Genomic DNA, 23,424 nt, shown 5'->3' with positions numbered 1-23,424 from the left:
TTCAGCTGAGCAGAAAGCCGCCGTCGACCGCGAGCGCTTGGCCCGTCGTGTAAGCGCCGCCGGCGCCCGCCAGAAACAGCACGGCGGCGGCGACTTCGTCGATCGTGCCCATGCGACCGGTGATCCAGCGTTGCGGGTTTGCGGCCGGCCCGATCACCGGGGGCGCGTCCGGATCGCGTGGACCATCGCTGGCGATCGGGCCGGGCAGGATCGCGTTGACGGTGATGCCCTTGCCTGCGAACTCGAGCGCGGCACCCCGCGTGAGCGCATTCACGCCGGCTTTCGCCGCGCTGTAGTGCGCGTTCGCGATCGTCGCCGGATGCACCGAAGCGACCGATGAAATATTGATGATGCGCCCGCCGCGACCGGCTTCGAGCATGAGTTTGACGGCCTGCTGCATGCAGACGAACAGGCTGCGCAGATTGAGCTGATGCACCGCGTTCCACTGCTCGGCGGTGATCTGCAGGAAGTCGTACTTCGGATAGCTGCCCGCGTTGTTGACGAGGATGTCGACCGTGCCGAAATACCTGCGAGCCGCATCGAACATCGGCGCGATCTCGCTCTCCTGGCTCAGGTCGATGATGTAGGCACGAGCTTCGCAACCGGCCTCGCGCAGCTTCGCGACCGCGATTTCGGCAGCCTGTGCGTCGCGATCGGCGATCACGAGTCTTGCGCCCGCCAGGGCAAGTGCCCGCGCGATGCCGTAGCCCATTCCAGCGGCTCCGCCGGTCACCAGTGCCGTGCGGCCTTGCAGGCCGAAGAACGTATCGAGAATGGAATTCATGCGAAGGCTGCCGGCTTGATCGAGCGATGCGATTCGAGCCCGCAGGATGGCTGGACTCCGATTCGATAGTGCACTATATAAGAGGACAAGAAAAGCGTTGCCCGCATCGGCTGGGCCCACGCTCGAACCCGGCGCAGAACGGGCTGTTCACGATCGCATCCGCATTTAAGGCGATGCAGCACAACGAGGAGAGAAGCATGGCTGATTCATCCGTCGGAGCGGCAGCATCCAAGGTCGCCGTTCCGCCGCACGTTCCGTCGCATCTGGTGGTCGATTTCGATTACGTCAACGACCCGATGTTCAAGCAGGATCCGCGTGCGGCCTACATGCGCCTGCGTTCCGGGCCTGACATCGTCTACACGCCGCATCAGGGCGGGCACTGGATCGCGACGCGCCGCGAGATCATGAGCGAGGTGTTTCAGGATCACGATGCGTTCACCACGTTTCCATACGTGATTCCGCGCAGCGTTTCGAGCCCGACGCCGGTGCCGTTCACCGAGGTGCCGGCGCCCGAAAGCCTCAAGTATCGTCGCCTGCTGTCTCCGCTGACGACGGCCAGGCAGGTCTCGCGCTTCGAAGACTATGCGCGCGAGCTCATGCGCGAGATCCTCGACGAGGTACAGCCCAAGGGCAGCTGCGATTTCTCGGTCGAAGTGGCTCAGAAGCTGCCGATCTTCATCATCATGCGCTGGCTCGATCTGCCGTTCGAAGATCGCTTCATGCTCATGAACAACGTCGACAACGTGCTTTCGCATCCCGACCCGGCCGAGCGCAAGAAGGCGCGTGAATTCACCGTGCGCTACGTGACCGACGTCGTTGCCGAGCGCCAGCGCAACCCGGGCGAAGACCTGATCAGCCAGCTCGTCAACGGCATCGTCGACGGGCGCAAGGTGACGCTCGAAGAAGGCGTGTCGATGGCGCGCAATCTCGTGCATGGCGGGCTCGACACCGTGCGCAACGCGATGTCCTTCTTCGCCTGGTATCTCGCGCAGAACCCGCAGCAGCGGCGATTGTTGGTCGACGATCCGTCGCTGATTCCGGCGGCGGTCGAAGAGCTCATGCGCGTCTACGCGATTCCGAACATGCCGCGCAGCGTCGTGCGCGACATGGAGTTTCACGGCGTTTGGCTCAAGCAGGGCGACCAGATTCTGCTGCCGCTGGTGCTCGCCGGGCTCGACGACAAAGCCTACGACGATCCGCTCACGGTGAATTTCAAGCGCACGAACCTGCGCCATATCAGCTTCGGTCTCGGCGCGCATTCCTGCGCGGGCGCGAATCTCGCGCGCGTCGAACTGCGCGTGTTTCTCGACGAATGGATGCGCCGCATTCCGGACTTCCGGCTCGTGCCGGGCACCCAGCCGACGACGGCGGGCGGCATCATCCTGGCGGTGCGTTCGCTGCAGCTGGAATGGGACCGATGAGCGCCGGCCTCATTGCGCAACCACAGGCGTTTCGCGTCACGGTGGAGCCGGCGCAGGTCGATGATTTGCGCGCGCGACTCGCACGCACGCGCTGGCCCGATCAGCTGCCCGGCGCCGGCTGGGATTACGGTGTCGAACTCGGAGCGCTGCAATCGCTCTGCCGCTATTGGGAGCGCGATTACGACTGGCGCGGCTACGAATCCCGCTTCAACGCGCATCCGCAGTTCACGAGCGAATTCGAAGGCCAGCCTCTGCACTTCTACCTTCGGCGCTCGCCCGAGCCCGATGCCAAGCCGCTGCTGCTCGTGCATGGCTGGCCCGGTTCGGTCGTGGAGTTCCATGACGTGATCGGCCCGCTCGCCGACCCTCGTGCGCATGGCGGCGATCCGCGCAATGCGTTTCACGTCGTCGCGCCTTCGCTGCCGGGCTATGGATATTCCGGGCCGACGAGGCGTCGCGGCTACGGCGCGGACGATATCGCCAAGGCGTTCGACGCGATCATGCGATCGCTCGGCTACGCGCGCTATTTCGTGCAGGGCGGGGACTGGGGTTCGCTGATCGGCACCTTGCTCGGCGCGAACTACTCCGCGCAAGTCGAAGCCCTGCATCTGAACGTCGCAAGCGCTCCGCCGCCCGATCCCGCCGATCCGCGTGCGGGTCTCGATGCAGGCGCATTGGCCGATCTCGAGCACAACGCGCGCATCTTCAAGACCGAGATGGCGTATCGCGAGCTGCAATCGACCAAGCCGGGCTCGCTCGCGGTCGGGCTCATGGATTCACCGGCCGGAATGGCCGGCTGGCTGCTCGAAAAATTCCACGGCTGGAGTGATTGCCAGGGCGATCCCTTGAACGCATTCACGTACGACAAACTGCTCGACAACATCTCGCTGTACTGGCTGACCGGCACGATCGCTTCGTCGATGCGGCTCTACTTCGAGGATGCGCATCCGGATCGGCGGCGCACGCAGCTGCCTTCGGTGAGCATTCCGACCGGCATGGCGCGCTTTCCGGCGGAATTCCTGCGCTTTCCGCGCGCCTGGATCGAGCGCAAGTACAAGGTCGTGCACTGGAGCGAGATGCAGCGCGGCGGACACTTCGCGGCGATGGAACAGCCGCAGGCTTTCGTTGACGACTTGCGGCTGTTCTTTGCGCGTTTTCGCTGAACGCTCAGTCGAAGCGAACGTGTATCGCGGCGGGTGAGCGGATGCCGAGTCCGCGCACCTGCGGTGCCGGGTGATCAGGATCGAGTCGCAGATTCGGCAGACGGTCGAGCAGCGCATTGAGCGCACGGGTCATCTCGACGCGTGCGAGGTGCTGGCCCAGGCACACATGCGGACCGAAGCCGAAAGTCTTGTGCTTGCCGGCCGGGCGGAAGATGTCGAAACGATCGGGATCTTCGAAGCGCGAAGGGTCGCGGTTTGCCGACCCGACCACGACATCGAGCTTGGCGCCTCGCGGAATGTCGACACCGGCGATCTGCACGTCGCGTACCGGCGTGCGGGTCAAGGTCATCACCGGGCAGTTCCAGCGCAGCGCTTCTTCGATCGCCTGCGGAATCAGCGAGCGATCCAGTCGCACCGCTTCGAGCTGATCGGGATGTGTGAGCAGGCCGACGAGCAGATTGCTGGTTCCGCGGTAGGTGGTGTCGCCGCCTGCGTTCATCAGGATGCGCAGGAAGCTGATGACGATTTCGTTCGGCAACACCTCGCCATCGATTTCGACGCGGGCCAGCATGCTGATCAGATCGTCCCCATTCGATGCACGCCGCTCCTCGACGAGCAGCGCGAGGTAGTCGCCCATCTTGCGCGAAGCCTCGACCGCGTGCGGATAGTCGATGGTGATGCACATGAGACCGACTGTGAGCTTGTGGAAGATCAGCAGTTCGTCTTCGGGCAGTTCGAGCTGGCCGTAGATGAAGTGGAACGGGTAGTGCTCGGTGAACTCGGTGACGAGTTCCGCGTGGCCGCGATCGGCGAAGCGATCGATGAATCGATTGACCACGCGCGGAACCAGCGTCTCGCCCCACTTGGCGACTGCGCCTGGCAGGAAGGCTTTCTGGAACAGGCGCCGATAGCGCGTATGCTCCGGCGCGTCCATCACCGGCAGCACACGGCCGAAAGTCGGCAGCATGATGCGTTCGAACAAAGCGCTCGAATAGGTCTGGCTGTCGGACAGCACCTCATGTACCGCGTCGTAGCCGAACAGCATGTACGAGGGCAGATCGAGCATCATCTGATCGAGCGGGGCGCCGAAAGGCTGGCGCACGTCGCCGGCTTGAACTGATCCGCGTGCGCGCAGCTCGTGTAGAACCGGATAAGGATCGGCGACCACCTCTGCGCCCTGTGCGCGGTTGAAGGTGGTGAACGGATCGAAATCGGCGTCGTCGTAGTCTTGGATACGCATGAGGTCTCCTGCGCGAGCGGCTGCTAGTGGATGTCTTCGAGAATGAGGTCGGCGGCGTGCCAGGCCATCGCCATGACCGGCGCATTGGTGTTGCCCGAAACCAGCGTCGGCATCACCGAACAATCCATCACGCGTAGCCCGGCGATTCCGCGCACGCGCAGCCTGGGGTCGGTAACGGCCGATTCGCCCGTGCCCATGCGGCAAGTGCCTGCTGCGTGATAACCGCTGAGGCCGTAGCGGTGAATCGACTCGATGATCTCGTCATCGGTTTCGACGCTCGGCCCTGGAACCGTTTCGGCGCTCAGTAGCGAGGCGATCGGCGGCTGCGCGAACAGCCGGCGCAGGTAACGGAACAGGTCGATCGAGACCCGGCGGTCGTGGTCGGCCGTCAGGTAACGCGGATCGATCAGTGGGGCGACATGCGGCGAGCTCGAATCGATCAGCACGCTGCCTTCACTTTGCGGTCGCAGGCAGTAGCCGAGCGCCTGCAGCCCGGGTTGTTTTTCGAGTGCGCGCTGCTCGGTGTCGAGCTGCAGCGAGAATGGGGCCATCATGAGCTGCGCATCGGGGCGCGGTGCTTCGGGTCGCGTGCGCACGAAGGCGGCGACGTCGTAGGCCCCGCCGGCCATCGCCCCGCGCTTCGACAAGCCATAGCGCAGCACCTGCATCAGCAGGCGCCAGCCCGACAGATCGACGTTGTAGCCGACGTTCTGCTTGAGCCGGAACTGGATCGGAACGCAGCGATGCTCGCGCAGATGCAGTCCCACATGTGGTGAATGCACGACGGTTTCGATGCCGAGCGCAGCGAGTCTTTGTGCATCGCCGACGCCCGAGCGTTGCAGTAGCACCGGCGACATGAGTGCCCCGGCGCACAAGATGATTTCGCGTGCGTGATGGCGAACCGGTGCTTCGCCTTTTCGTCCGATGATCCCGACTGCGCGCGAGCCTTCGAACAGCAGGCGATCGACCTGTACATCGGTGATCACATGGAGATTGCGCCGGCTGCGCGCAGGCGCGAGAAATGCACGCGCCGCGCTCCAGCGTTCGCCGTTCCTGATCGTGCGCTGATGCAGGCCGATGCCTTGCTGATCGAGTCGGTTGAGGTCGTCGCGGCGCTCGAGTCCGAGCTGGGTTCCGGCTTCGATGGTGGCCTCGCAGATCGCATCGCCGCTACCGTCTCCGGATGTCGGATTGCTGATCGGCAGTGGCCCGCCGGAGCCGCGCAGCTCATCGGCTCCGAGGGCGTGATCCTCGATGCGCTTGAAGATCGGCCCCAGCGCATTCCAACCCCAGCCGGTGCAGCCGGCCGCCTCCCAGTCGTCGTAATCCTGCGGCTGTCCACGCACATACATCATGCCGTTGACGGCGCTCGATCCGCCTAGCGTCTTGCCGCGCACCCAGGTTTCGACCGTCGCTCCCGAAGTGCGGAAGCGCCAAGTGTGGCGCGGGTCTTCGAGCAGCTTGCCGAAACCCTTGGGCATGCGGATCAGCGGACTGCGGTCTTCGGGGCCCGCTTCGAGCAGCAGCACGCGATAGCGCGGATTCTCCGACAGCCGATTGGCGAGCACGCAGCCAGCCGAGCCGGCACCGACGATGATGAAGTCGTAGTCGCTCATCGGGACTCAGCTCACGCTGATGCCGACGCCTTTGAGGCGAATGAATTCGTCTAGACCGGCCTTGCCGCCTTCGCGGCCGAAACCCGAGAGCCCGATGCCACCGAACGGCGAGTTCGGATTCGCGCTCGGCGTGGCCCGATTGACGTAGACGGTGCCGGCCTGCAGGCGGCGCACCATGCGATGCGCGATGTTCAGATCGCGCGTCTGCACATAAGCCGCGAGCCCGTATTCGGTCGAATTGGCGAGTTGAACGGCTTCTTCTTCGTTGCGGAACTTCATGCCGACGAGCACCGGACCGAACACTTCCTGCTGCGCGATGCGGCAGTTCGGATCGATGTCGGTGAACACGGTCGGTGGTACGAACCAGCCGTTCGCGAGCGAGCCTTCGGCGCGCTGGCCTCCACAGAGCAGGCGTCCGGCGCGCTGTGCCTTGGCCTCGTCGATCATCGAGGTCACGCGCTCCCGTGCCGCCCGCGTGACCATCGGGCCGATGTAGCTGCGCGGATCGAGCGGATCACCGAGCGGTAGCGATTGCACGACCGCGGCGAGCCGTTCCATGAAGGTTTCGTAGATCGACTCATGCACGATCAGGCGTGTCGGCAAGGCGCAGCCTTCGCCATTGTTCGAGAGACCAAAGGCGGCGCAATATGCGGCGGTCTCGTCGAGATCGACGTCGGGGAAAATCAGGTTGGCCGACTTGCCGCCGAGTTCGAACAGAACGGGCTTCAAGCTCGCGGAGGCGTCGGCCATGATGCGCTTGGCCGCGATCGGGCCGCCGGTGAACGAAATCTTGTCGACACCCGGATGGCGCACGAGCGCTTCACCTGCAGAGGACAGGCCTGGCAGCACGTTGATGACGCCGGCTGGAATGCCCGCTTCGAGCGCGAGCTCGACAAAGCGCTGCGAGGAGAACGGGGTGAACTCGGCCGGTTTGACGACGACGGTATTGCCGGCCGCGATCGAAGGCATCACCTTCATCGCGAGCGAGAGCATCGGCGCGTTCCAGGTGATGATGTGGCCGATCACGCCGTAGGGTTCGGGCAACGTGAACTCGAAGCATTCCGAGGGTGGCGTCGCGGTGACGAGACCATCGAGCTTGTCGGTCCAGCCTGCGTAGTAACGGCACCAGGCGATCACGCGCGGCCGCAGGCCGATGTCGAAAGTGCCACGACAAATGCCGTTTTCCAGCGGGGTGATCGCGGTGAACTCGTCGAAGCGTGCTTCGATCAGATCGGCGAAGCGATCGAGCAGCACGCGGCGCTGCTGCGGCTTCAGGTCGCGCCAGATCGGCAAGGCAGCGCGTGCCGCCTGGACTGCCGCATCGATCTCGGCCCCGCCGGCCAGCGGCACGATCGCTTGGGCCTCGCCGGTCGAGGGATTGATATGCTCGAAGACCCCGCCGCTGCCGCTGCTCAGTTGCTTGTCGCCGATGACCAGGCGTGGCGCAGGCAGGTGTTGGGCTGCGTCACGGTGACGTTCGGGCAATACGGTGCCGCTCCACTCGGTGGAGATGTTCATCTCGGTACTCTCCGGAAAAAGAACTAAGGACGGCTTAGATTGAGATCAGGCGCCATCTGGACGGTAGGAATCGCGGCGCCCTTGGTCGGACACGGATAGCCTGTGCCTTCGCCGCAGATGCCCGAGCTGAAGTAGCTCGGCAGTTCGGGCCAGGTGTCGATGTGCGTCGAAATCAGCAGGCAGCAGAAGATGTAGAAGAACAGCGCGATGTTGATGAAGCCGCCCGCCGCGAGTACACGTAGCAGATTCTCCTTGCGCGTACTCAGTTGCAGCTTGCCGATCGAACGCTCCACCAGCGTGTGTCCGTTCGCATCGGGAAAGCAGAACAGTGCGGCGCAGGCCGTAGTGCCGATCGCCCATAGAAAGCCTTCGTAAACCGGATACTGATACTGCGTGCCCGGGAACAGGCTCCAGTCATGTACGACACCGGGATAGGCGAAGACTTCGCCGAAGACCAGCACGAGCTCGTTGAGCGTGTTGAACGCACCGCAGGCAACGAGCGCGATCAGCAGCGTGCTCGCGAGACCGAGCTGCGGACAGCGCCGCCGCAATGCGTAGATGACGCCCATCGTGAACAGCACGAGCTGCGGCTGCATGATGATGTAGCAGCCCATTTGCCAGAAGATCGGCTCGGGCATCTTCGAGCCGTTCGGGCTCATCCAGAACGGTACGAACTCCGACCACGAACCGCGATTCCAGTAGTGCGAGTTGTAGACGAAGATGGGGCGGAACAGGTTCAGCGTCGGGTCCTGCCAGGTGGCGGTCCAGGTGCCGAGCATCAGCACCTGGAAGCCGCTGAAGCGTTCGCCGCGCAGCAGGCTGCGCCCTAGATTGAACACCGCCCAGACGCCACCGATTCCGAACGATAAACAGATCAACCACTGCATGATCACGGCGACAGCCGACAGCGTGTCGGGCCCCGGATCGCTCGCGACGAATCGGCTCGACAGCATCCAGGAGCCGAGTACCCACAGCTGCAGCACGAGAAAGCAGGCGCCTAGCGTGGCCCACCAGAGGACGGGCCGCGATTCGATGGCAGTCGATGCGGATAGTGTCGAAGTTGCGTTCGTCATGGCGATCGGAACCCGCTCAGAAACCATTGTAAGAGATCGTCAGACCGACGGTGCGCGGCTCGCCTGCGTAGCGCACGATGGCGTCGCCGAGCTGGAACACGCTGATCTGCGAGAACTCGTCGAAAACGTTGCGAGCGAACAGCATCGCGCTCCAATGTCCATCGGTCGTCGTCAGGCGCAGCCGCACATTGGTGAGTCCGTAGGCGCGATGTGCGTAGCGCGGATCGCCTTCTAGCGTCGAATTGGTTTTCGACATGTAGCTGTAGTCCGCCCCGATGCCGAGGTTGAGCCGGGCTCCGATCTGGAACGAGTAATCGGCGAGTACGGAGTACTGGAAGCGAGGTGCGAAGTTGAACGGCCGGCCCGAGAAGTCGTGGTTCTCTTCGCCACTGATCGTGGTGCTGACGAACTCGTCGATGCGTGTATCGATGTACGAAGCGGCACCCGAAATGAACAGACCTTGGATCGGCGTGAGCTGCAGGTCGAGCTCCACGCCTTGTACCGTCGATTTCGGCGCATTGCGCAGGATCGGCAGCGGACCGAAGATCGGATCGGCGAAGCGGGTCAGCAGCTGCTTGTCGGTGTAGTCGTAATAGAAGGCCGCGGTGTTGACTTGCAGCACGCGCGGAATCAGCGCGGTCTTGCTGCCGATCTCGAAGGCGTCGAGACGTTCCTGCGTGACCGGTGTGTACTGAATCTGATCGGACGAGTTGGTGACCGGGAAGCCGCCCGATTTGAAACCGCGTGCATACGAGGCATAGAACAGGTAGTGATTGATCGGCGTCCAGTCGAGCACGGCGCGGCCTGACAGATTGTCTTCGTCGAGCTTGCCGTGAAATTCGTCGTTGTTGCCGTTCTCGTCCAGCGTCAGGCATTCGCCGTCTTTCACGGGAAAGCTCAGATTGCCCTTGGTCGCAGCGAGTGCATTGAACAGCAGTTCCAGGCCGATGCCTTGGCTGTCCGGCCCTTCACGCGAGCAGCCATGGAACTTGCGCGCCTCGTCGCTGTAGCGCATGCCGAGCGTGAGCTTGAGCGTGTCGGCGAAGCGCCAGTCGCCGTTGGCGAAAATGCCGAGCGTTCTCGCACGCGTGCTGCCCGCGACAGTGATGCGGCTCGCGAGCAGCGCTTGTCCGGTGATTGGATCGGGGAATAGCGCGCTCTGCGTGTCGGTGAAGATGTAGTGCGATTCGTTTCCGTCGTCGAATGCGGCGTTGACGCCGAGCAGCCAGTTATTTCCATCGCCCCACTGTCCTGCGAGCCGCGATTCGAGCGAAGTGGTGTTGATGCCGGCGGTGATGATTTGCTCGGAGTTGTAGACCGACAGTCCGGACTGCGGCAGCGACGAACCGTCCGAAGCGACCTGCGCGTACGAGGCGATCGACGTCAGCGTGGTGCTGTCGTCCAGCGTCCACTCGTTGCGCAGCGCGACGTTCCAGTAGTTGTCGTCGAGCATCCAGCGATGTTGCGGGGCCCAGTCGGCGACGCGCATGTCGTCGGTGTTTTGATCGACGGTCGGATGATTCGCGACCTGCGGGGCCAGGATCACGTTGTTGCCGAGCCGGTTGTTGAGCGTCTGCACGAGAGCGCCGACACCCGGAACTGGCGTCGTGAGGTTTTGCAGTACGTCCAGAACCTGGCCGACCGCGGCCGGGGTGTTCGGTACGATCGGGTTCTGCGGATTGATGAAGATGGCTTGCGGGGCCTGCGCATCGCTGCGATCGCTCCAGCCATCCGCGGACAGACGAAAGAACAGATCGGCATCCGGCGTCCATTCGAGAATGCCGCGGAAGGACTGCTTGTCCTTCTTGCCAAGCCGGTCGTCCGGTCGCGTCAGGCTGCGCTGCCAGCCTTCCTGCGAACGCAGATCCTTCACCGCGATGCGGCCCTTGAGGTCGTCCGTCAGCGGGCCGCTCGCATAGCCCTCGATTTCGGTCGTCTCGAAGCTGCTGTAAGTGCCCGTGAGTCCGTATTCGAAAGTGTCGGTCGGTTTGCGCGCGATATAGTTGATCGCGCCGCCGGTGGTGTTGCGGCCGTAGAGAATGCCCTGCGGTCCCTTGAGGATTTCGACGCGCTCCACATCGAGATTCGCGCCCTTGGTCATGATCGAATAGGGCAGTGGCGTTTCGTCGACGTAGACGCCGACGGTCGAGGTCGCCGTGTACGTGGTGTCGTTGAACCCGATGCCGCGCAGCGTGTAGACCGGCGTGTTGTAGCCGCTGTCTGCGGCCGTGAAACCCGGCGTGACGTTGCCGAGATCGCGCGTATCGGTCACGCCGAGCGCGGCGAGCGTATCGCCCGAGAACGCGGTGATCGAAATCGGGATGTCGTTGATCGCCTCGGCACGACGCTGCGCGGTGACGACCACTTCTTCGATGCCGAGCCCGCCGCCGCGTACGGGTGCGGCGGATGACAGCGGCTCGGGCGCAGCTTCGGCACCGACCGCGATCGTATCGAGTTCGGTCGTGGAATCGGTCGAAGGTTCTGTGGCTTGCTCGGCTACAGTCGCAACGACAGGTTCCTGTGCATGCAGATCGGCACTCACGCCGAAAGCCGCGGCTGCCACCAACGGAAGCAGCCTCTTTTTCGAGGGCATTGAATAAGCCTGAGCACACATGAGCTTTGGTCCTCTCCTCACTCGCAATGGCGCTGGCTGCGCCTTCTTGTTCGCGGCCCCGCTGCTGTCGGCAGGGTCTGCGTGCAATCAGTAGAGCGCGGTCGAGGGCAGGACCGATAGGCCCATTTGGTTCTGTATTGCGTGCCGGCTCAGCCGGCCGTGAGGAGCGAGACGCTTTGCAGCATCACGCGCACGAGATCGGCCTGCCGGCTGGTGCCGGTCTTGGCGAAGATGCGCTTGGAGTAGTTGCGTGCCGTGTGCTCGGAGATGCCCATGGTCTGCGCGGCCTGCTGCAAGGTGTGGCCGCGCGCGAGCCAGATCGCGAGCGTGGCTTCGGTGCGCGTGAGCCCGAACAGCTGGGCGACGAGCTGTGCCGGTGCGGCCTGTGCCGACGTGGTGTCCTGCAGATACACCATGATCTGCAGCGGTTGCGTGTTGTAGTAGACCGGGGCGGGTTGGATCGGCTTGAGCATCACGCGCAGGGCCTGGCCGCTACGCGAACTCAGGCGCATGGCGCGAATGCGGTTGGCGCTGCCGGGTGCGCTGAGCTGTTCGATCAGATTGCGGAATTCGGCGCTCTGTGTCCGGTCGCTGAGTTGCAGGCGACCGTCGGTGATGTGCAGCTGCTCGGCCTCGGCGAGCATGCGTTCCGCGCGCGGATTACAGCGCAGCACACGGCCGTCCTGCTCGATCAGCAGCGAGCCGACGCCGAGATTGTCGATGGTGCTCTCGAACAGATCGCGTTCGAGCTCGAGCTGCTTGAAGCGCGAGAAGTGCTGCAATGCGCGGCTCAGGTGCGGCGTCAGCGCTCGCAGCAGCTCCATGTCCTGCGTGTCGTAGGCGCCGGCCTCGCGACTGCGCACGCAGACCATGAGCCCGCCGTAGGAGCCGCCGAGCGTCTGCGGTTTGACGATCGCCAGATGATCGAAGCCATGCGGGGCCATGTAGCCGCGGAAGAACTCCGCGCCGTCGTCGCCGAGTGCCAGATAGTCAGCCTCGCTGTGGACGTGAACCGCACCTTCGGCGAGGTCTTCGTAGCGCAGCGGATCGAGCTTGCGGAAATTCTGTGCGTATTCTTCGGCGAGTTCGGCGTAATCGAGATCGTGATCGCCACTCGTGACGGTGACGGTGCCGCGATCGTCGAAGCCCGAGCCGGTGAAGAACGAGATCGAGCAGTGATGCAGGTCCAGGGTGCGACGCAGATCGTCGAGAAAGCCGCGCCAGGGGGGCTGTTCGAGTGCAGCCTGATACAGCCTCGCGATGAGGCTCGCTTCGGACGGCACATCGACCGGAGCCTTGTCCGGAGCAGCGGAAACCGGGCACTCGCGCATCGTTCTCCTCCATGTCGCTCGGCCCTGACGATCCGGCCGTCGCTGTAGAGACGCTGCCCGGCGGGTGCCGGGCAGCGTGTGATGCTTAGTCTAGCGCGACATCCGATCGATCTAGACCGCGTCCTTCCAGCTGCTCTTGCCGGCCGCAACGATCTTCTCGAGCAATTCCGCCGGCTTCCAGTTGTCACCCTGCTCGGCGTGATACGCGCGGATCTTCGCGAGCACCTTGTCTAGGCCCTGCTGCTCGGCCCAGAACATCGGTCCGCCCTGGTGGCGCGGAAAGCCGTAGCCGAACACGTAGGTGACGTCGATGTCCGACGCGCGGATCGCGATGCCTTCGCCGACGATCTTCGCGCCTTCGTTGACCATCACCGACAGCACGCGCCAGACGATCTCCTCGTCGCTGACCTTGCGGCGCTCGATGCCGAGATCCGCCGACACCTTGACGATGAGCGCTTCGATCTCCGGATCGGGCGTGGCGTTGCGGCCTTCGTACTTGTAGTAACCGGCGCCTGTCTTCTGGCCGTAGCGGCCGAGTTCGCAGATGCGGTCGCCGACCGGCGAGTAGCGCTGGTTCTTGTCGCGGAACTGCTCGCGGTACTGGCGAATGCGCCAGCCCACGTCGAGGCCGGCCATGTCGCGCATCAGGAACAGGCCCATCGGGAAACCGAAGCCCTGCAGCGCGGTGTCGATCTGCCAGGGCGTGGCGCCTTCTTCGAGCAGGAAATCGCACTCGCGGCCGTAGGCGGCGAGGATGCGATTGCCGATGAAGCCGTCGCAATTGCCCGCCAGCACCGGCACCTTGCCGATCTGCTTGGACACCGCCATCGTGCGGCCGATGATCTCGGGCGAAGTCTTGGCACCGCGCACGTTCTCGACCAGCTTCATGACGTTGGCCGGCGAGAAGAAGTGCATGCCGATGACGTCCTGCGGACGCTTCGTCACGTTGGCGATCTGGTCGATGTCGAGCGTCGAAGTGTTGGTGCCGAGGATCGCGCCTTGCTTCATCACGCCGTCGAGCGTCTTGAACACGCCCTGCTTGATTTCCATGTTCTCGAACACCGCCTCGACGACGATGTCGGCATCGCCGATCTGCGCGTAGTCGGTCGTGGTGCTGATGCGGCCCAGGCGCTCGTCCATCTGTGCCTGCGTGGTCGAGCCGCGCGAGACCGAGGTCGCGTAGTTGCCCTTGATGCGGGCGAGGCCGGCGTCGAGCGCTTCCTGCTTGAGTTCGAGAATCTTGACCGGAATGCCGGCGTTGGCGAACGACATCGCAATGCCGCCGCCCATGGTGCCGGCGCCGATGACGGCGGCCGATTTCACCGGCGCGGGCTTGAGGTCGCGCGGCACGTCCGGAATCTTGGCGGCCTCGCGTTCGGCGAAGAACATGTAGGTGAGCGCCTTGCGCTGCGGGCTCGCCTGGGTTTCGCGGTAGACCTTGAGCTCGAGCGCGGCGCCTTCGGCGAACGGCAGCGTGCAGGCGGCCTGCACGGCCTCGACGATCTTGTACGGCGACAGCAGGCCCTTCCACTTCTTCTCGTTCTTCTTGATCGCGTCGGCGAAGATCGCGGGATCGGTGTTCGCCACCTTGTCCTGCAGCTGGCTGGTTACGCGCAGCGGACGGCCTTCGGCGACGATCTTCCTGGCGAACGCGATCGCGCCGGCCAGCAGATCGCCATCGACCAGTTCATCGACGATGCCGAGTTCGAGCGCCTTGGTTCCGTTGACGGGCGTGCCGCTCAGGATCATGTCGAGCGCCTTGGCGCCGCCGACCAGGCGTGGCAGGCGCTGGGTGCCGCCGGCGCCCGGCATGATGCCGAGCGAGACTTCGGGCAGGCCGAGCTTGGCCTTGGCCACCGCCACGCGCCAGTGCGCGGCGAGCGCGATCTCGAGCCCGCCGCCGAGCGTGTTGCCGGCCAGCGCGGCGACGATCGGCTTGGGCGAGGCTTCCATCGCGCTGAGGCTTTCGATGGTGGTGGGCGGCGGCAGCGGCTTGCCGAACTCCTTGATATCGGCGCCGGCGACGAAGGTGTCGTTGGCTCCGATCAGCACGGCCGACTTCACCGAATCGTCGGCGGCCAGGCGGCCCACCGATTCGAGCAGCCCGGCGCGGATCCCCTGGTCGATCGCGTTGACGGGCGGATTGTTCAGAGTGATGACGGCGACGCCGTCGATGACGCGGTAGTCCACGGTGGACACGAGAATCTCCTCGGGGGCGGCCCGCAGCGTGCCGGCGGGCGGCGTCTGCATGGCGGTTATCTAATGGGCTATCGAAGCTTGAAGCGATGAAGCGCTTCTAAATGGGATACTAAAACAATCCGCCAGCTTTTCCCACTACGGATGGGCCGAGCCGCCTGCTTCGAGCTGAAAGTTTCAAACAGGATGCTAAAAATAGGACCGCGATCGGTGCCCGGACGATTTCTCCGGCGATCGGCGCTGTAATTTGTAAACGCTTCAAGTAAGATCGCCGTACGGCTCGGAAGACAGCGGCCAAGGCTGCGATCCAGAAGGCAAACCAGGGTGGCATCGGGCCAAATGAAACGATGATCAGATTCCGCCGCGAGGCGTTCGGGAAGAGCGGTATCAGGGAACTCGACGATATATGAAGCGCACGAAGTCATCAGGCTCGCGTACGGCGGCGGCTCCGACCCGCAAGACCAAAGCCCAGGTCGAGGCGCCGGTGGCGCCGGAGATCGACGCCAGGGCTGAGGACGGAGCAGTCGACGAATCGGCCTCCGGCCGGCCGCGGCTCATCGACGTCGCCCGACTCGCGGGCGTCTCGCTCGGCAGCGCCTCGCGCGCGCTGTCTTCGCCCGACGCGGTACGCGCCAACACCTTGCGCAAGGTGCGCGAGGCGGCCGAGCGGCTCGGCTACGTGCCCGACGGCGCCGCACGCGCGCTCGCCCTGCGCCGCAGCATGACCATCGGCGCAGTGCTGCCGACCATCAACAACCCGATCTTCTCGGACTTCGTGCAGGCCCTGCAGAAAACGCTCGGCCGTGCCGGCTATCACCTGCTGATCGCGGCGCACGAATACGATCTGAAGGAAGAAGCGGCCGTCGTCGAGCGCCTGGTGCAGCGCGGCATCGACGGCATCGTGCTGATCGGCACCGATCATCCGTCCGCGATCTTCCGGCGCATCGAGCAGGCGCGCCTGCCGTACGTCTGCGCCTGGTCGGTCGACGAGGCGCGCGCGCATCCCTGTGTCGGCATCAGCAACCGTCGCGCGATGCATCGTGTCGTGCGTCATCTGCTCGATCTCGGCCATCGCCAGTTCGCGATGGTCTCGGGCGATCCGGAGCACAACGAGCGTGCGCGTTCGCGCATCGAGGGCGTGATGGATGCTTTCGCGCTCGCCGACGTCGAATTCAAATCCGATCGCATTTACTACGGCCCGTATTCGATCGAGGCCGGGCGCGAGGCCCTGCGCAAGGCGATGGCGCTCAAGCCGCGTCCGACCGCGCTGATCTGCGCCACCGATCTGCTCGCCGCAGGCGCGCTCGCCGAGGCGCGTGCGATGGGTATTCAAGTGCCGCAGCAGTTGTCGATCTCGGGCTTCGACGACATCGAAATCGCCTCGCTGCTCGACCCGCCGCTGACCACGCTGCAGGTGCGCACGAGCGAGATCGGCCGCGCTTCGGGCGAGGCTTTGCTGGCCGCGATCAAGGGCAAGGTATCGCCCACGGTCGAGATCGAAACCACATTGAAAGTGCGCGGCAGCACCGGCCCCGCGCCGCAACGCTGACGCGACGGAGAGCGGGCTTGGATTCTGTCGACTGCATCGTCATCGGCGCCGGCGTGGTGGGGCTCGCGATCGCACGCGAGCTCGCACTGGCCGGGCACGAGACCATCATCATCGAACGCGAAAACGCGTTCGGCACCATCACGAGTTCACGCAACAGCGAGGTGATCCACGCGGGCATCTACTACCCGCGCGGCTCGCTCAAGGCACGGCTTTGCGTGCGCGGCCGCGATGCGCTCTACGACTATTGCGAGCGCTACGGCGTCGAGCATCGGCGCAGCGGCAAGCTCATCGTCGCCACGAGCGAAGCGCAGCACGGCGAGCTCGAAAAGCTGCGCCAGGCCGCGATCGGAAACGGTGTCGACGACCTACGCCTGATCGATCGCGCCGAAGCCTTGAGCCTGGAGCCCGCGCTCCATTGCACGGCCGCGCTGATCTCGCCATCGACCGGCATCATCGATTCGCACGGCTACATGCTGTCGCTGCTCGGCCAGGCCGAAGCGGCCGGCGCGATGCTCGCGTACCTGTCGCCGGTGACGCGGCTGGTGCCGACGGCCGAAGGCATCGAACTGCACGTCGGCGACGAGCCGGCCTTGCGCGCGCGTCATGTCATCAACTCGGCCGGGCTCGATGCGCCGGCCATCGCGAGTCGCGTCGAAGGCCTGGCGCCCGAGCACGTGCCGAAGGCGTATTACGCCAAGGGCTGCTACTTCACGCTCGGCGGTCGTGCGCCGTTTTCGCGGCTGATCTATCCGGTGCCCGAGCCCGGCGGGCTCGGCGTGCATCTGACGATCGACCTCGGCGGGCAGGCGCGTTTCGGGCCCGACGTCGAATGGGTTTCCGAGCCCGATTACAGCGTCGATCCGCGTCGGGCCGATCGCTTCTACGACGTGATTCGCCAGTATTGGCCGGCGCTGCAGGACGGCAGTCTGGCGCCCGGTTATGCCGGCATTCGCCCCAAGATTTCCGGTCCCGGCGAACCCGCCGCGGACTTCCGCATCGAAGCCTCCGGCACGCATGGCGTGGCCGGGCTCGTCAACCTGTTCGGCATCGAATCGCCCGGACTCACGGCCTCGCTCGCGATCGCCGAAGTCGTCGCGTCGCTGGTCGCACAGGCTGGCTGAAACGCACATTGAACAGGCGCCCATGAACGACTTCGGCAGTTTCGACTACATCATCGTCGGTGCAGGTTCCGCGGGCTGCGTGCTCGCCAATCGCCTGACCGCGGACGGCCGCCATCGCGTACTGGTGCTGGAAGCCGGCGGCCGCGACTGGAACCCGTGGATCCACGTTCCGCTCGGCTACGGCAAGCTGTTCAACGACGCCTCGGTGAACTGGCTGTATCAGACCGAGCCGCAGCAACACTTGAACGGCCGCCGCATCAGCCAGCCGCGCGGCAAGGTGCTCGGTGGATCGAGCTCGATCAACGGCCTCGTCTACATACGCGGCCAGCGCGAGGACTTCGACGACTGGCGCGACGAGGGCAACCCCGGCTGGGGCTACGACGACGTGCTGCCGTACTTCAAGCGCGCCGAAGACCAGCAGCGCGGGGCCGACGATTATCACGGCGTCGGCGGCCCGCAGGCGGTGTCCGACCAGACCGAGCCGCACGAGCTCTGCGACGCCTTCGTCGCCGCGGGGGAGCAGGTGGGGCTGCCGTTCAATCCCGATTTCAACGGAGCGAGCCAGGAAGGCGTCGGCTACTTCCAGACCACTTCGCGTCGCGGGCGTCGTTGCAGCACCGCGACGGGTTACCTGAAACCGGCGCGCAAGCGCGCGAACCTGCATGTCGAAACGCGCGCGATGACCACGCGGCTGCTGCTCGAAGGCAAGCGCGTGGTCGGCGTGGAATTTCGCGACCGGGCCGGCCAGCTGCGTACGGCGCGGGCCAGCCGCGAAGTGCTGCTGTCGGCCGGCGCGATCAACTCGCCGCAGTTGCTGATGCTGTCCGGAATCGGTTCTGGGCAAAACTTGAAGCGCTTCGAGTTGGAAGTCACACACGAATTGCCGGGTGTCGGCGAGCATCTGCAGGACCACGCGCAGGTGCGCACCACCTATCGCTGCACGCGCCCGATCACGCTCAACGACGACATGGCCAGCCTCTGGCGCCAGCTCTGGATCGGCCTGCGCTACGTGTTCCTGCGCAAGGGCCCGCTGACGGTCAGCGCGGGCTACGGCGGGGCGTTCTATCGCACCCAGCCGGAGCTCACGCGGCCGGACGTGCAGGTGCACTTCATCACGTTCAGCACCAGCAAGATGGGCGATGCGCTCGACCCGTGGTCGGGGTTCACCGCCTCGGTCTGCCAGCTGCGTCCGGAGAGCCGCGGCAGCCTGCGGCTGGCCTCGCCCGACCCGTATGTCGCGCCGCTGATCGACCCGAATTACTTCGACACCGAAACCGACCGCCGCGCCAACGTCGAGGGCCTGCGCGAGCTGCGCCGCATCATGGCCGCGCCCGCGATGGCCGCGATGATCGAATCCGAGATCGAGCCCGGTGTGAATCGCACCGACGATGCCTCGCTGCTCGAATACTGTCGCGAGCGCGCCGCCTCGATCTATCACCCGAGTTCGACCGCGCGCATGGGCAACGGCCCGCTCGACGTGGTCGACGCGCGCCTGCGGGTGCATGGCCTGGCCGGCGTACGCGTGGTCGACGCGTCGATCATGCCGGCGGTGGTCTCGGGCAACTGCAATGCGGCCGTCGTCATGATCGCCGAGAAGGCGGCCGACATGATTCTCGAGGACGCGCGCCGGCCGCTCTGAGGCGCAGCTTTCCTTCGCGAATAGCTGCCCATTTCATAACTCGGATTAAATGGGATACTATTAGTTGCATCGATAGCCGGTTTGGCGATCGTGCAGCGCCGGTCGACGATGAAACCGGCGCCACCCACGCGAGGAGAATCCGATGTCCACCCCGTTCGTGCGCTACGAAAGGAACGGCGCCATCGTGACGCTGACGATGGACCGCGCCGAGTCGCGCAATGCCATCGCCACGCATCAGGATTGCGCCGATCTGGTCGCCGCGGTTCAGCGCGCCCAGGACGACGCGAGCGTGAGCTGCGTGATCCTGACCGGCGCGGGCAGCGCGTTCTCGGCCGGCGGCAATCTCAAGGCGATGAAGGAGCGCAACGGCATCGGCCCGCTCGATGCGCCCGATGCGACGCGCGCCAATTACCGTCGCGGCGTGCAGCCGATCGCGCAGGCGCTGTGGAATTGCGAAGTGCCGATGATCGCGGCGATCAACGGACACGCCATCGGCCTCGGCCTGGACCTGGCCTGCCTCTGCGATATTCGCATCGTCGCCGAAGGCAGCAAGCTCGCCTCGAGCTTCATCAAAATGGGCATCGTGCCGGGCGACGGCGGAGCCTGGATCCTGCCGCGCGCGGTCGGCCTGTCGAAAGCCTCCGAAATGATCCTCACGGGCGACACCATCACGGCCGCCGAGGCGCTCGCTTGCGGCCTGGTTTCGCAGGTGCTGCCGGCCGATCAGTTGCTCGCTGCGGCCAACGCGCTCGCCGAGCGCATCGTCTGCAACCCGGCCAAGGCGCTGCGCCTGTCCAAGCGGCTGCTGCGCGAAGGCCAGCAGCAGCGTCTGTCCGACGTGCTCGAACTGTCCGCCGCGTTCCAGGCGCTCGCGCATGAAACGCGCGATCACGCCGAAGCCGTCGACGCCTTTCTCGAAAAACGCTCGCCTGTCTTCACGGGCAAGTGATCGCAGGCCAGTCAAAACACAAACGTCCAGCAGGAACGAACATGACCGACAAGCTCATCATCAAGAAAGAAGGCCCGATCGGCTACATGATTTTCAACAATCCCGAGAAGCTCAACGCGATCTCGCTGGATATGTGGGAAGGCATGAGCACCGGCATGAAGCAGCTCGAAGCCGATGACGAGGTCAAGGTCATCGTCATCAAGGGCAGCGGCGAAAAAGCCTTCATCGCGGGCGCCGATGTCTCCAAGTACGAAGAAGAGCGCATGGGCGACAACGCCCAGGAGCATTATGCGCAGACCGGCTGGGAGGGCATGATGGCCGTCTACAACAGCAGCAAGACCACGATCGCCGCGATCAATGGTTATTGCTACGGCGGCGGCATCTCGGTCGCGGTCTGCTGCGACATTCGCTATGGCTCGTCGACCACCCAGGTCGCGCAGCCGGCGCTGCGTTACGGCATCGGCTATCGCTACAAATCGCTGCGCCTGGTCGTCGACGTGGTGGGCGCTGCGCCGACCAAGGAGCTGCTGCTCGGCGGCGCGGTCTGGAACGCGGACGAATGCTATGACCGCGGCTTCGTTTCCAAGGTCGTGCCGGCTGGCGAAGAGTTCGACAGCTTCATCAAGAAGACCGCCGAGCGCATCGCCATCGGCGCGCCGCTGACGGCCAAGCAGGTCAAGTTCGCCATCAACCAGATCGTGCTCGACCCGGACAAGCGCGATCTCGACACCGCCGAGAAGATGTTCCTCGATTGCTATGCGAGCGACGACTACAAGGAAGGCGTGCGCGCCTTCGCCGAAAAGCGCAAGCCGGTCTTCAAGGGCCGCTGAGCCAGATCGAGACTTCGCATGGACCTGCGCTTCACCGACGAAGAAAACGCCTTCCGCGCCGAAGTGCGGGCCTTCATCCGCGCCAAGCTGCCCGCGGACATCCACGCGAAGATGCTCGAGCATCGTTCGCTGACGAAGGACGATGTCGTCACCTGGCAGCGCATCCTCAATGCGCGCGGCTGGGCCACGCCGAGCTGGCCCAAGGCCTGGGGCGGCCCGGGTTGGGATGCGGTGCAGCGCTACATCTTTCTCGATGAACTGCATCAGGCGCCGGCGCCCGAGCCCGTGAGCTTCAACGTGTCGATGATCGGTCCGGTCATCGGCACCTTCGGCAGCGAGGAGCAGAAGCAGCGCCTGCTGCCGCGCATCGCCAATCTCGACGATTGGTGGTGCCAGGGTTTCTCCGAGCCCGGTGCGGGCTCCGATCTCGCGGCGCTGTCGACCTCGGCGGTGCGCGAGGGCGACGAGTACCTCGTCAACGGAACCAAGATGTGGCAGGGCATGGGCCATCGCGCGGACTGGATGTTCACGCTCGTGCGGACCGATCCGACCGCGAAGAAGCAGGCCGGCATCACGTTTCTGCTGATCGACATGAAGTCGCCGGGCCTGTCGGTGCAGCCGATCATGACGATCGACGGACGCCACGAGGTCAACTCGGTGTTTCTCGACAAGGTGCGCGTTCCGGTCGCCAATCGCGTCGGTGACGAGAACAAGGGCTGGGACATCGCCAAGTTCCTGCTCGGCAACGAGCGCACGGGCATCGCGCGTATCGGCATGTCCAAGCAGTTGCTGCGTCGTGCGAAGAAGATCGCGGCCGAGACCGGTGCCGACGATGCGGATTTCAAGCTGCGCTGCGCCGAGATCGAAGTGGAACTCAAGGCGCTCGAGATCACGCAGATGCGCGTGCTCGCGGGCATGAAGGAGCACAGCGAGAAGCCCGATCCACGCTCGTCGATCCTGAAGGTTCGCGGCGTCGATCTGCGTCAATCCGCATCGGAGCTCATGCTGCGTGCGGCCGGACCGTATGCGCTGCCGGCCGAAGGCGAGTACGACGAGCCGAACGCCGATGCGCCGCTTGCCGGCAGCACCTGGGGCAGCACGATCGCGCCGGTGTACTACATCCTGCGCGCGGCCTCGATCTACGGCGGAGCGACCGAGGTGCAGAAGAACATCCTCGCTCAGTCCGTACTGGGCTTGCCCAAATAAGAGCCTGCAATGGACTTCAATTTCAACGAAGAGCAGGGCCTGTTCAAGGACGCGATCGACAAGTTCGTCGCCAAACAATACGGCTTCGAGCAGCGTCGCAAGCATCAGGCCGAGCCGGAAGGTTTCAGCCGCGCGATCTGGGCGCAGTTCGCCGATCAGGGTTTTCTCGCGCTGCCGTTCGATGCGGCTTACGGCGGGCTCGGTTACGGCGCGGTCGAGACGATGATCGTGATGGAGGCGATGGGCCGCGGGCTCGTCGTCGAGCCTTATTTCGCGAGTGTCGTGCTCTGCGGCAGCGCGCTGAGCGCGGGCGGCGATACGGCGCAGCTCGAAGCACTCGTGCCTGCCATCGCCGGCGGCGAAGCGGTGTTCGCGTTCGCGCATGCGGAGCGTCAGTCCCGTTATCGCCTGTCCGACGTTGCACTGCGTGCGACGCGCAAGGGCGAATCCTATCTGCTGAGCGGCGAGAAGACCGGCGTGCTCAACGGCAACGCGGCGGATCGCGTCATCGTCAGCGCGCGCACGTCGGGCGAGCGCCGGGATGCGCAAGGCATCAGCCTGTTCGTCGTCGATGCGCAGTCGGCCGGCTTGCGTCGCCGCAGCTACCGCACGCAGGACGGCTTGATGGCGGCGGATCTGCTGTTCGACGACGTCACGGTCAGCGAAGCCGATCTCGTCGGTGCGCTCGATCAGGGCTTGGCGATCGTCGAACGCGTTTCCGATTGCGCCATCGCCGCTCTCGCCGCCGAAAGCGCGGGCATCATGCAGGCCACGCTCGATCTGACCGTCGACTACCTCAAGCAGCGCAATCAGTTCGGTGGTCCGATCGGACGCTTCCAGGCCTTGCAGCATCGCGCGGCCGAAATGCTCATCGAGCTCGAACAGACGCGCAGCATGGCCTGCTACGCCGCGCTGATGCTCGACGAGCCCGATCTGGTCGAGCGCCGCAAGGCGCTGTCCGCGGTCAAGGCGCAGATCGGCAAGGCCGGCCGCATCGTCGGCCAGCTCGCGATCCAGCTGCATGGCGGCATCGGCGTGACCGAGGAGTACGCGGTCGGCCATTACTTCCGCCGGCTCTCGATGATCGAGACCAGCTTCGGTGACAGCGCCTTTCATCTGCAGCGCGTCGCCGATGCGGGCGGCTTCGTTTCCGCCGAACTGGCCTGAGCGCACC

Annotated in this window: 17 protein-coding genes; 9 read left to right on the top strand and 8 right to left on the bottom strand. The window is 64.8% G+C overall.

The annotated features are described in order from the left end of the window. Position 1: 1 nt before the first annotated feature. Positions 2-784 (bottom strand): SDR family NAD(P)-dependent oxidoreductase, encoded by a 783-nt coding sequence (locus WQQ_RS04640; RefSeq protein WP_007183912.1) that lies wholly within the window; start codon positions 782-784, stop codon positions 2-4. A 197-nt stretch (positions 785-981) separates the two neighbouring features. On the opposite strand from WQQ_RS04640, the gene WQQ_RS04635 reads away from it, so the two are divergent. Together WQQ_RS04635 and WQQ_RS04630 are read left to right on the top strand one after the other, a co-directional pair. Then, positions 982-2,205, top strand: a complete 1,224-nt coding sequence (locus WQQ_RS04635) for a cytochrome P450 (protein ID WP_007183911.1) — start codon at positions 982-984, stop codon at positions 2,203-2,205. Then, positions 2,202-3,368, top strand: coding sequence for an epoxide hydrolase family protein (locus WQQ_RS04630; RefSeq protein WP_007183910.1), 1,167 nt, complete (start codon positions 2,202-2,204; stop codon positions 3,366-3,368). The genes WQQ_RS04635 and WQQ_RS04630 overlap by 4 nt, the downstream gene beginning before the upstream one ends. Positions 3,369-3,372: 4 nt before the next feature. Here WQQ_RS04630 and WQQ_RS04625 read toward each other — a convergent pair whose 3' ends face one another. From WQQ_RS04625 to WQQ_RS04595, 7 genes are all read right to left on the bottom strand, one after another. Beyond that, entirely contained in the window at positions 3,373-4,608 is a 1,236-nt protein-coding gene (locus WQQ_RS04625; RefSeq protein ID WP_007183909.1) for a cytochrome P450, read from the bottom strand. A 23-nt stretch (positions 4,609-4,631) separates the two neighbouring features. Beyond that, positions 4,632-6,224 carry a GMC family oxidoreductase gene (locus WQQ_RS04620; RefSeq protein WP_007183908.1) on the bottom strand — a complete coding sequence of 531 codons (1,593 nt, stop codon included), beginning with the start codon at positions 6,222-6,224 and terminating at the stop codon, positions 4,632-4,634. Between the two features lie 6 nt (positions 6,225-6,230). Then, entirely contained in the window at positions 6,231-7,742 is a 1,512-nt protein-coding gene (locus tag WQQ_RS04615; protein ID WP_007183907.1) for an aldehyde dehydrogenase family protein, read from the bottom strand. Positions 7,743-7,765: 23 nt separating this feature from the next. Further along, positions 7,766-8,815: a spirocyclase AveC family protein gene (locus WQQ_RS04610; RefSeq protein WP_157534504.1), complete on the bottom strand. Its 1,050-nt coding sequence runs from the start codon at positions 8,813-8,815 to the stop codon at positions 7,766-7,768. A 16-nt stretch (positions 8,816-8,831) separates the two neighbouring features. Further along, positions 8,832-11,408 (bottom strand): TonB-dependent receptor, encoded by a 2,577-nt coding sequence (locus WQQ_RS04605; protein ID WP_157534503.1) that lies wholly within the window; start codon positions 11,406-11,408, stop codon positions 8,832-8,834. Between the two features lie 170 nt (positions 11,409-11,578). Continuing rightward, a complete protein-coding gene (locus WQQ_RS04600) occupies positions 11,579-12,760 on the bottom strand; it encodes a LuxR C-terminal-related transcriptional regulator (protein WP_007183904.1) in 1,182 nt (393 codons plus the stop codon). 111 nt (positions 12,761-12,871) lie between these two features. Further along, positions 12,872-15,010 (bottom strand): 3-hydroxyacyl-CoA dehydrogenase NAD-binding domain-containing protein, encoded by a 2,139-nt coding sequence (locus WQQ_RS04595; RefSeq protein WP_007183903.1) that lies wholly within the window; start codon positions 15,008-15,010, stop codon positions 12,872-12,874. A gap of 352 nt (positions 15,011-15,362) precedes the next feature. Here WQQ_RS04595 and WQQ_RS04590 point away from each other — a divergent pair, with 352 nt between their 5' ends. The 7 genes from WQQ_RS04590 to WQQ_RS04560 all read left to right on the top strand — a co-directional run bounded on the left by WQQ_RS04590 (position 15,363) and on the right by WQQ_RS04560 (position 23,417). Continuing rightward, on the top strand, positions 15,363-16,505 hold the full coding sequence (locus tag WQQ_RS04590) for a LacI family DNA-binding transcriptional regulator (RefSeq protein WP_007183902.1): 1,143 nt from the start codon (positions 15,363-15,365) through the stop codon (positions 16,503-16,505). A gap of 17 nt (positions 16,506-16,522) precedes the next feature. Then, positions 16,523-17,626 carry an NAD(P)/FAD-dependent oxidoreductase gene (locus WQQ_RS04585; protein WP_007183901.1) on the top strand — a complete coding sequence of 368 codons (1,104 nt, stop codon included), beginning with the start codon at positions 16,523-16,525 and terminating at the stop codon, positions 17,624-17,626. A gap of 22 nt (positions 17,627-17,648) precedes the next feature. Beyond that, complete coding sequence (locus WQQ_RS04580; protein WP_007183900.1) at positions 17,649-19,265, top strand: GMC family oxidoreductase; 1,617 nt, start codon at positions 17,649-17,651, stop codon at positions 19,263-19,265. Between the two features lie 142 nt (positions 19,266-19,407). Continuing rightward, complete coding sequence (locus WQQ_RS04575; RefSeq protein WP_007183899.1) at positions 19,408-20,214, top strand: crotonase/enoyl-CoA hydratase family protein; 807 nt, start codon at positions 19,408-19,410, stop codon at positions 20,212-20,214. 41 nt (positions 20,215-20,255) lie between these two features. Then, the gene (locus WQQ_RS04570; RefSeq protein ID WP_007183898.1) at positions 20,256-21,044 is read left to right on the top strand and encodes an enoyl-CoA hydratase; all 789 of its coding nucleotides are present in this window, start codon (positions 20,256-20,258) and stop codon (positions 21,042-21,044) included. Positions 21,045-21,062: 18 nt separating this feature from the next. After that, positions 21,063-22,250 carry an acyl-CoA dehydrogenase family protein gene (locus WQQ_RS04565; protein ID WP_007183897.1) on the top strand — a complete coding sequence of 396 codons (1,188 nt, stop codon included), beginning with the start codon at positions 21,063-21,065 and terminating at the stop codon, positions 22,248-22,250. A gap of 9 nt (positions 22,251-22,259) precedes the next feature. After that, entirely contained in the window at positions 22,260-23,417 is a 1,158-nt protein-coding gene (locus WQQ_RS04560; RefSeq protein ID WP_007183896.1) for an acyl-CoA dehydrogenase family protein, read from the top strand. Positions 23,418-23,424 lie beyond the last annotated feature (7 nt).

The sequence above is a fragment of the Hydrocarboniphaga effusa AP103 genome (assembly GCF_000271305.1).
Lineage (GTDB): Bacteria > Pseudomonadota > Gammaproteobacteria > Nevskiales > Nevskiaceae > Hydrocarboniphaga > Hydrocarboniphaga effusa.
The sequence above is the reverse complement of the archived record's forward strand: the minus strand, read 5'-3'. Positions and strand labels throughout refer to the sequence as shown.

Coding starts and splice junctions, on each gene's coding strand:
- WQQ_RS04640 (WP_007183912.1), bottom strand. CDS start 784: ATGAATTCCATTCTCGATACGTTCTTCGGCCTGCAAGGCCGCACGGCA.
- WQQ_RS04635 (WP_007183911.1), top strand. CDS start 982: ATGGCTGATTCATCCGTCGGAGCGGCAGCATCCAAGGTCGCCGTTCCG.
- WQQ_RS04630 (WP_007183910.1), top strand. CDS start 2,202: ATGAGCGCCGGCCTCATTGCGCAACCACAGGCGTTTCGCGTCACGGTG.
- WQQ_RS04625 (WP_007183909.1), bottom strand. CDS start 4,608: ATGCGTATCCAAGACTACGACGACGCCGATTTCGATCCGTTCACCACC.
- WQQ_RS04620 (WP_007183908.1), bottom strand. CDS start 6,224: ATGAGCGACTACGACTTCATCATCGTCGGTGCCGGCTCGGCTGGCTGC.
- WQQ_RS04615 (WP_007183907.1), bottom strand. CDS start 7,742: ATGAACATCTCCACCGAGTGGAGCGGCACCGTATTGCCCGAACGTCAC.
- WQQ_RS04610 (WP_157534504.1), bottom strand. CDS start 8,815: ATGACGAACGCAACTTCGACACTATCCGCATCGACTGCCATCGAATCG.
- WQQ_RS04605 (WP_157534503.1), bottom strand. CDS start 11,408: ATGCCCTCGAAAAAGAGGCTGCTTCCGTTGGTGGCAGCCGCGGCTTTC.
- WQQ_RS04600 (WP_007183904.1), bottom strand. CDS start 12,760: ATGCGCGAGTGCCCGGTTTCCGCTGCTCCGGACAAGGCTCCGGTCGAT.
- WQQ_RS04595 (WP_007183903.1), bottom strand. CDS start 15,010: ATGCAGACGCCGCCCGCCGGCACGCTGCGGGCCGCCCCCGAGGAGATT.
- WQQ_RS04590 (WP_007183902.1), top strand. CDS start 15,363: ATGAAGCGCACGAAGTCATCAGGCTCGCGTACGGCGGCGGCTCCGACC.
- WQQ_RS04580 (WP_007183900.1), top strand. CDS start 17,649: ATGAACGACTTCGGCAGTTTCGACTACATCATCGTCGGTGCAGGTTCC.
- WQQ_RS04575 (WP_007183899.1), top strand. CDS start 19,408: ATGTCCACCCCGTTCGTGCGCTACGAAAGGAACGGCGCCATCGTGACG.
- WQQ_RS04570 (WP_007183898.1), top strand. CDS start 20,256: ATGACCGACAAGCTCATCATCAAGAAAGAAGGCCCGATCGGCTACATG.
- WQQ_RS04565 (WP_007183897.1), top strand. CDS start 21,063: ATGGACCTGCGCTTCACCGACGAAGAAAACGCCTTCCGCGCCGAAGTG.
- WQQ_RS04560 (WP_007183896.1), top strand. CDS start 22,260: ATGGACTTCAATTTCAACGAAGAGCAGGGCCTGTTCAAGGACGCGATC.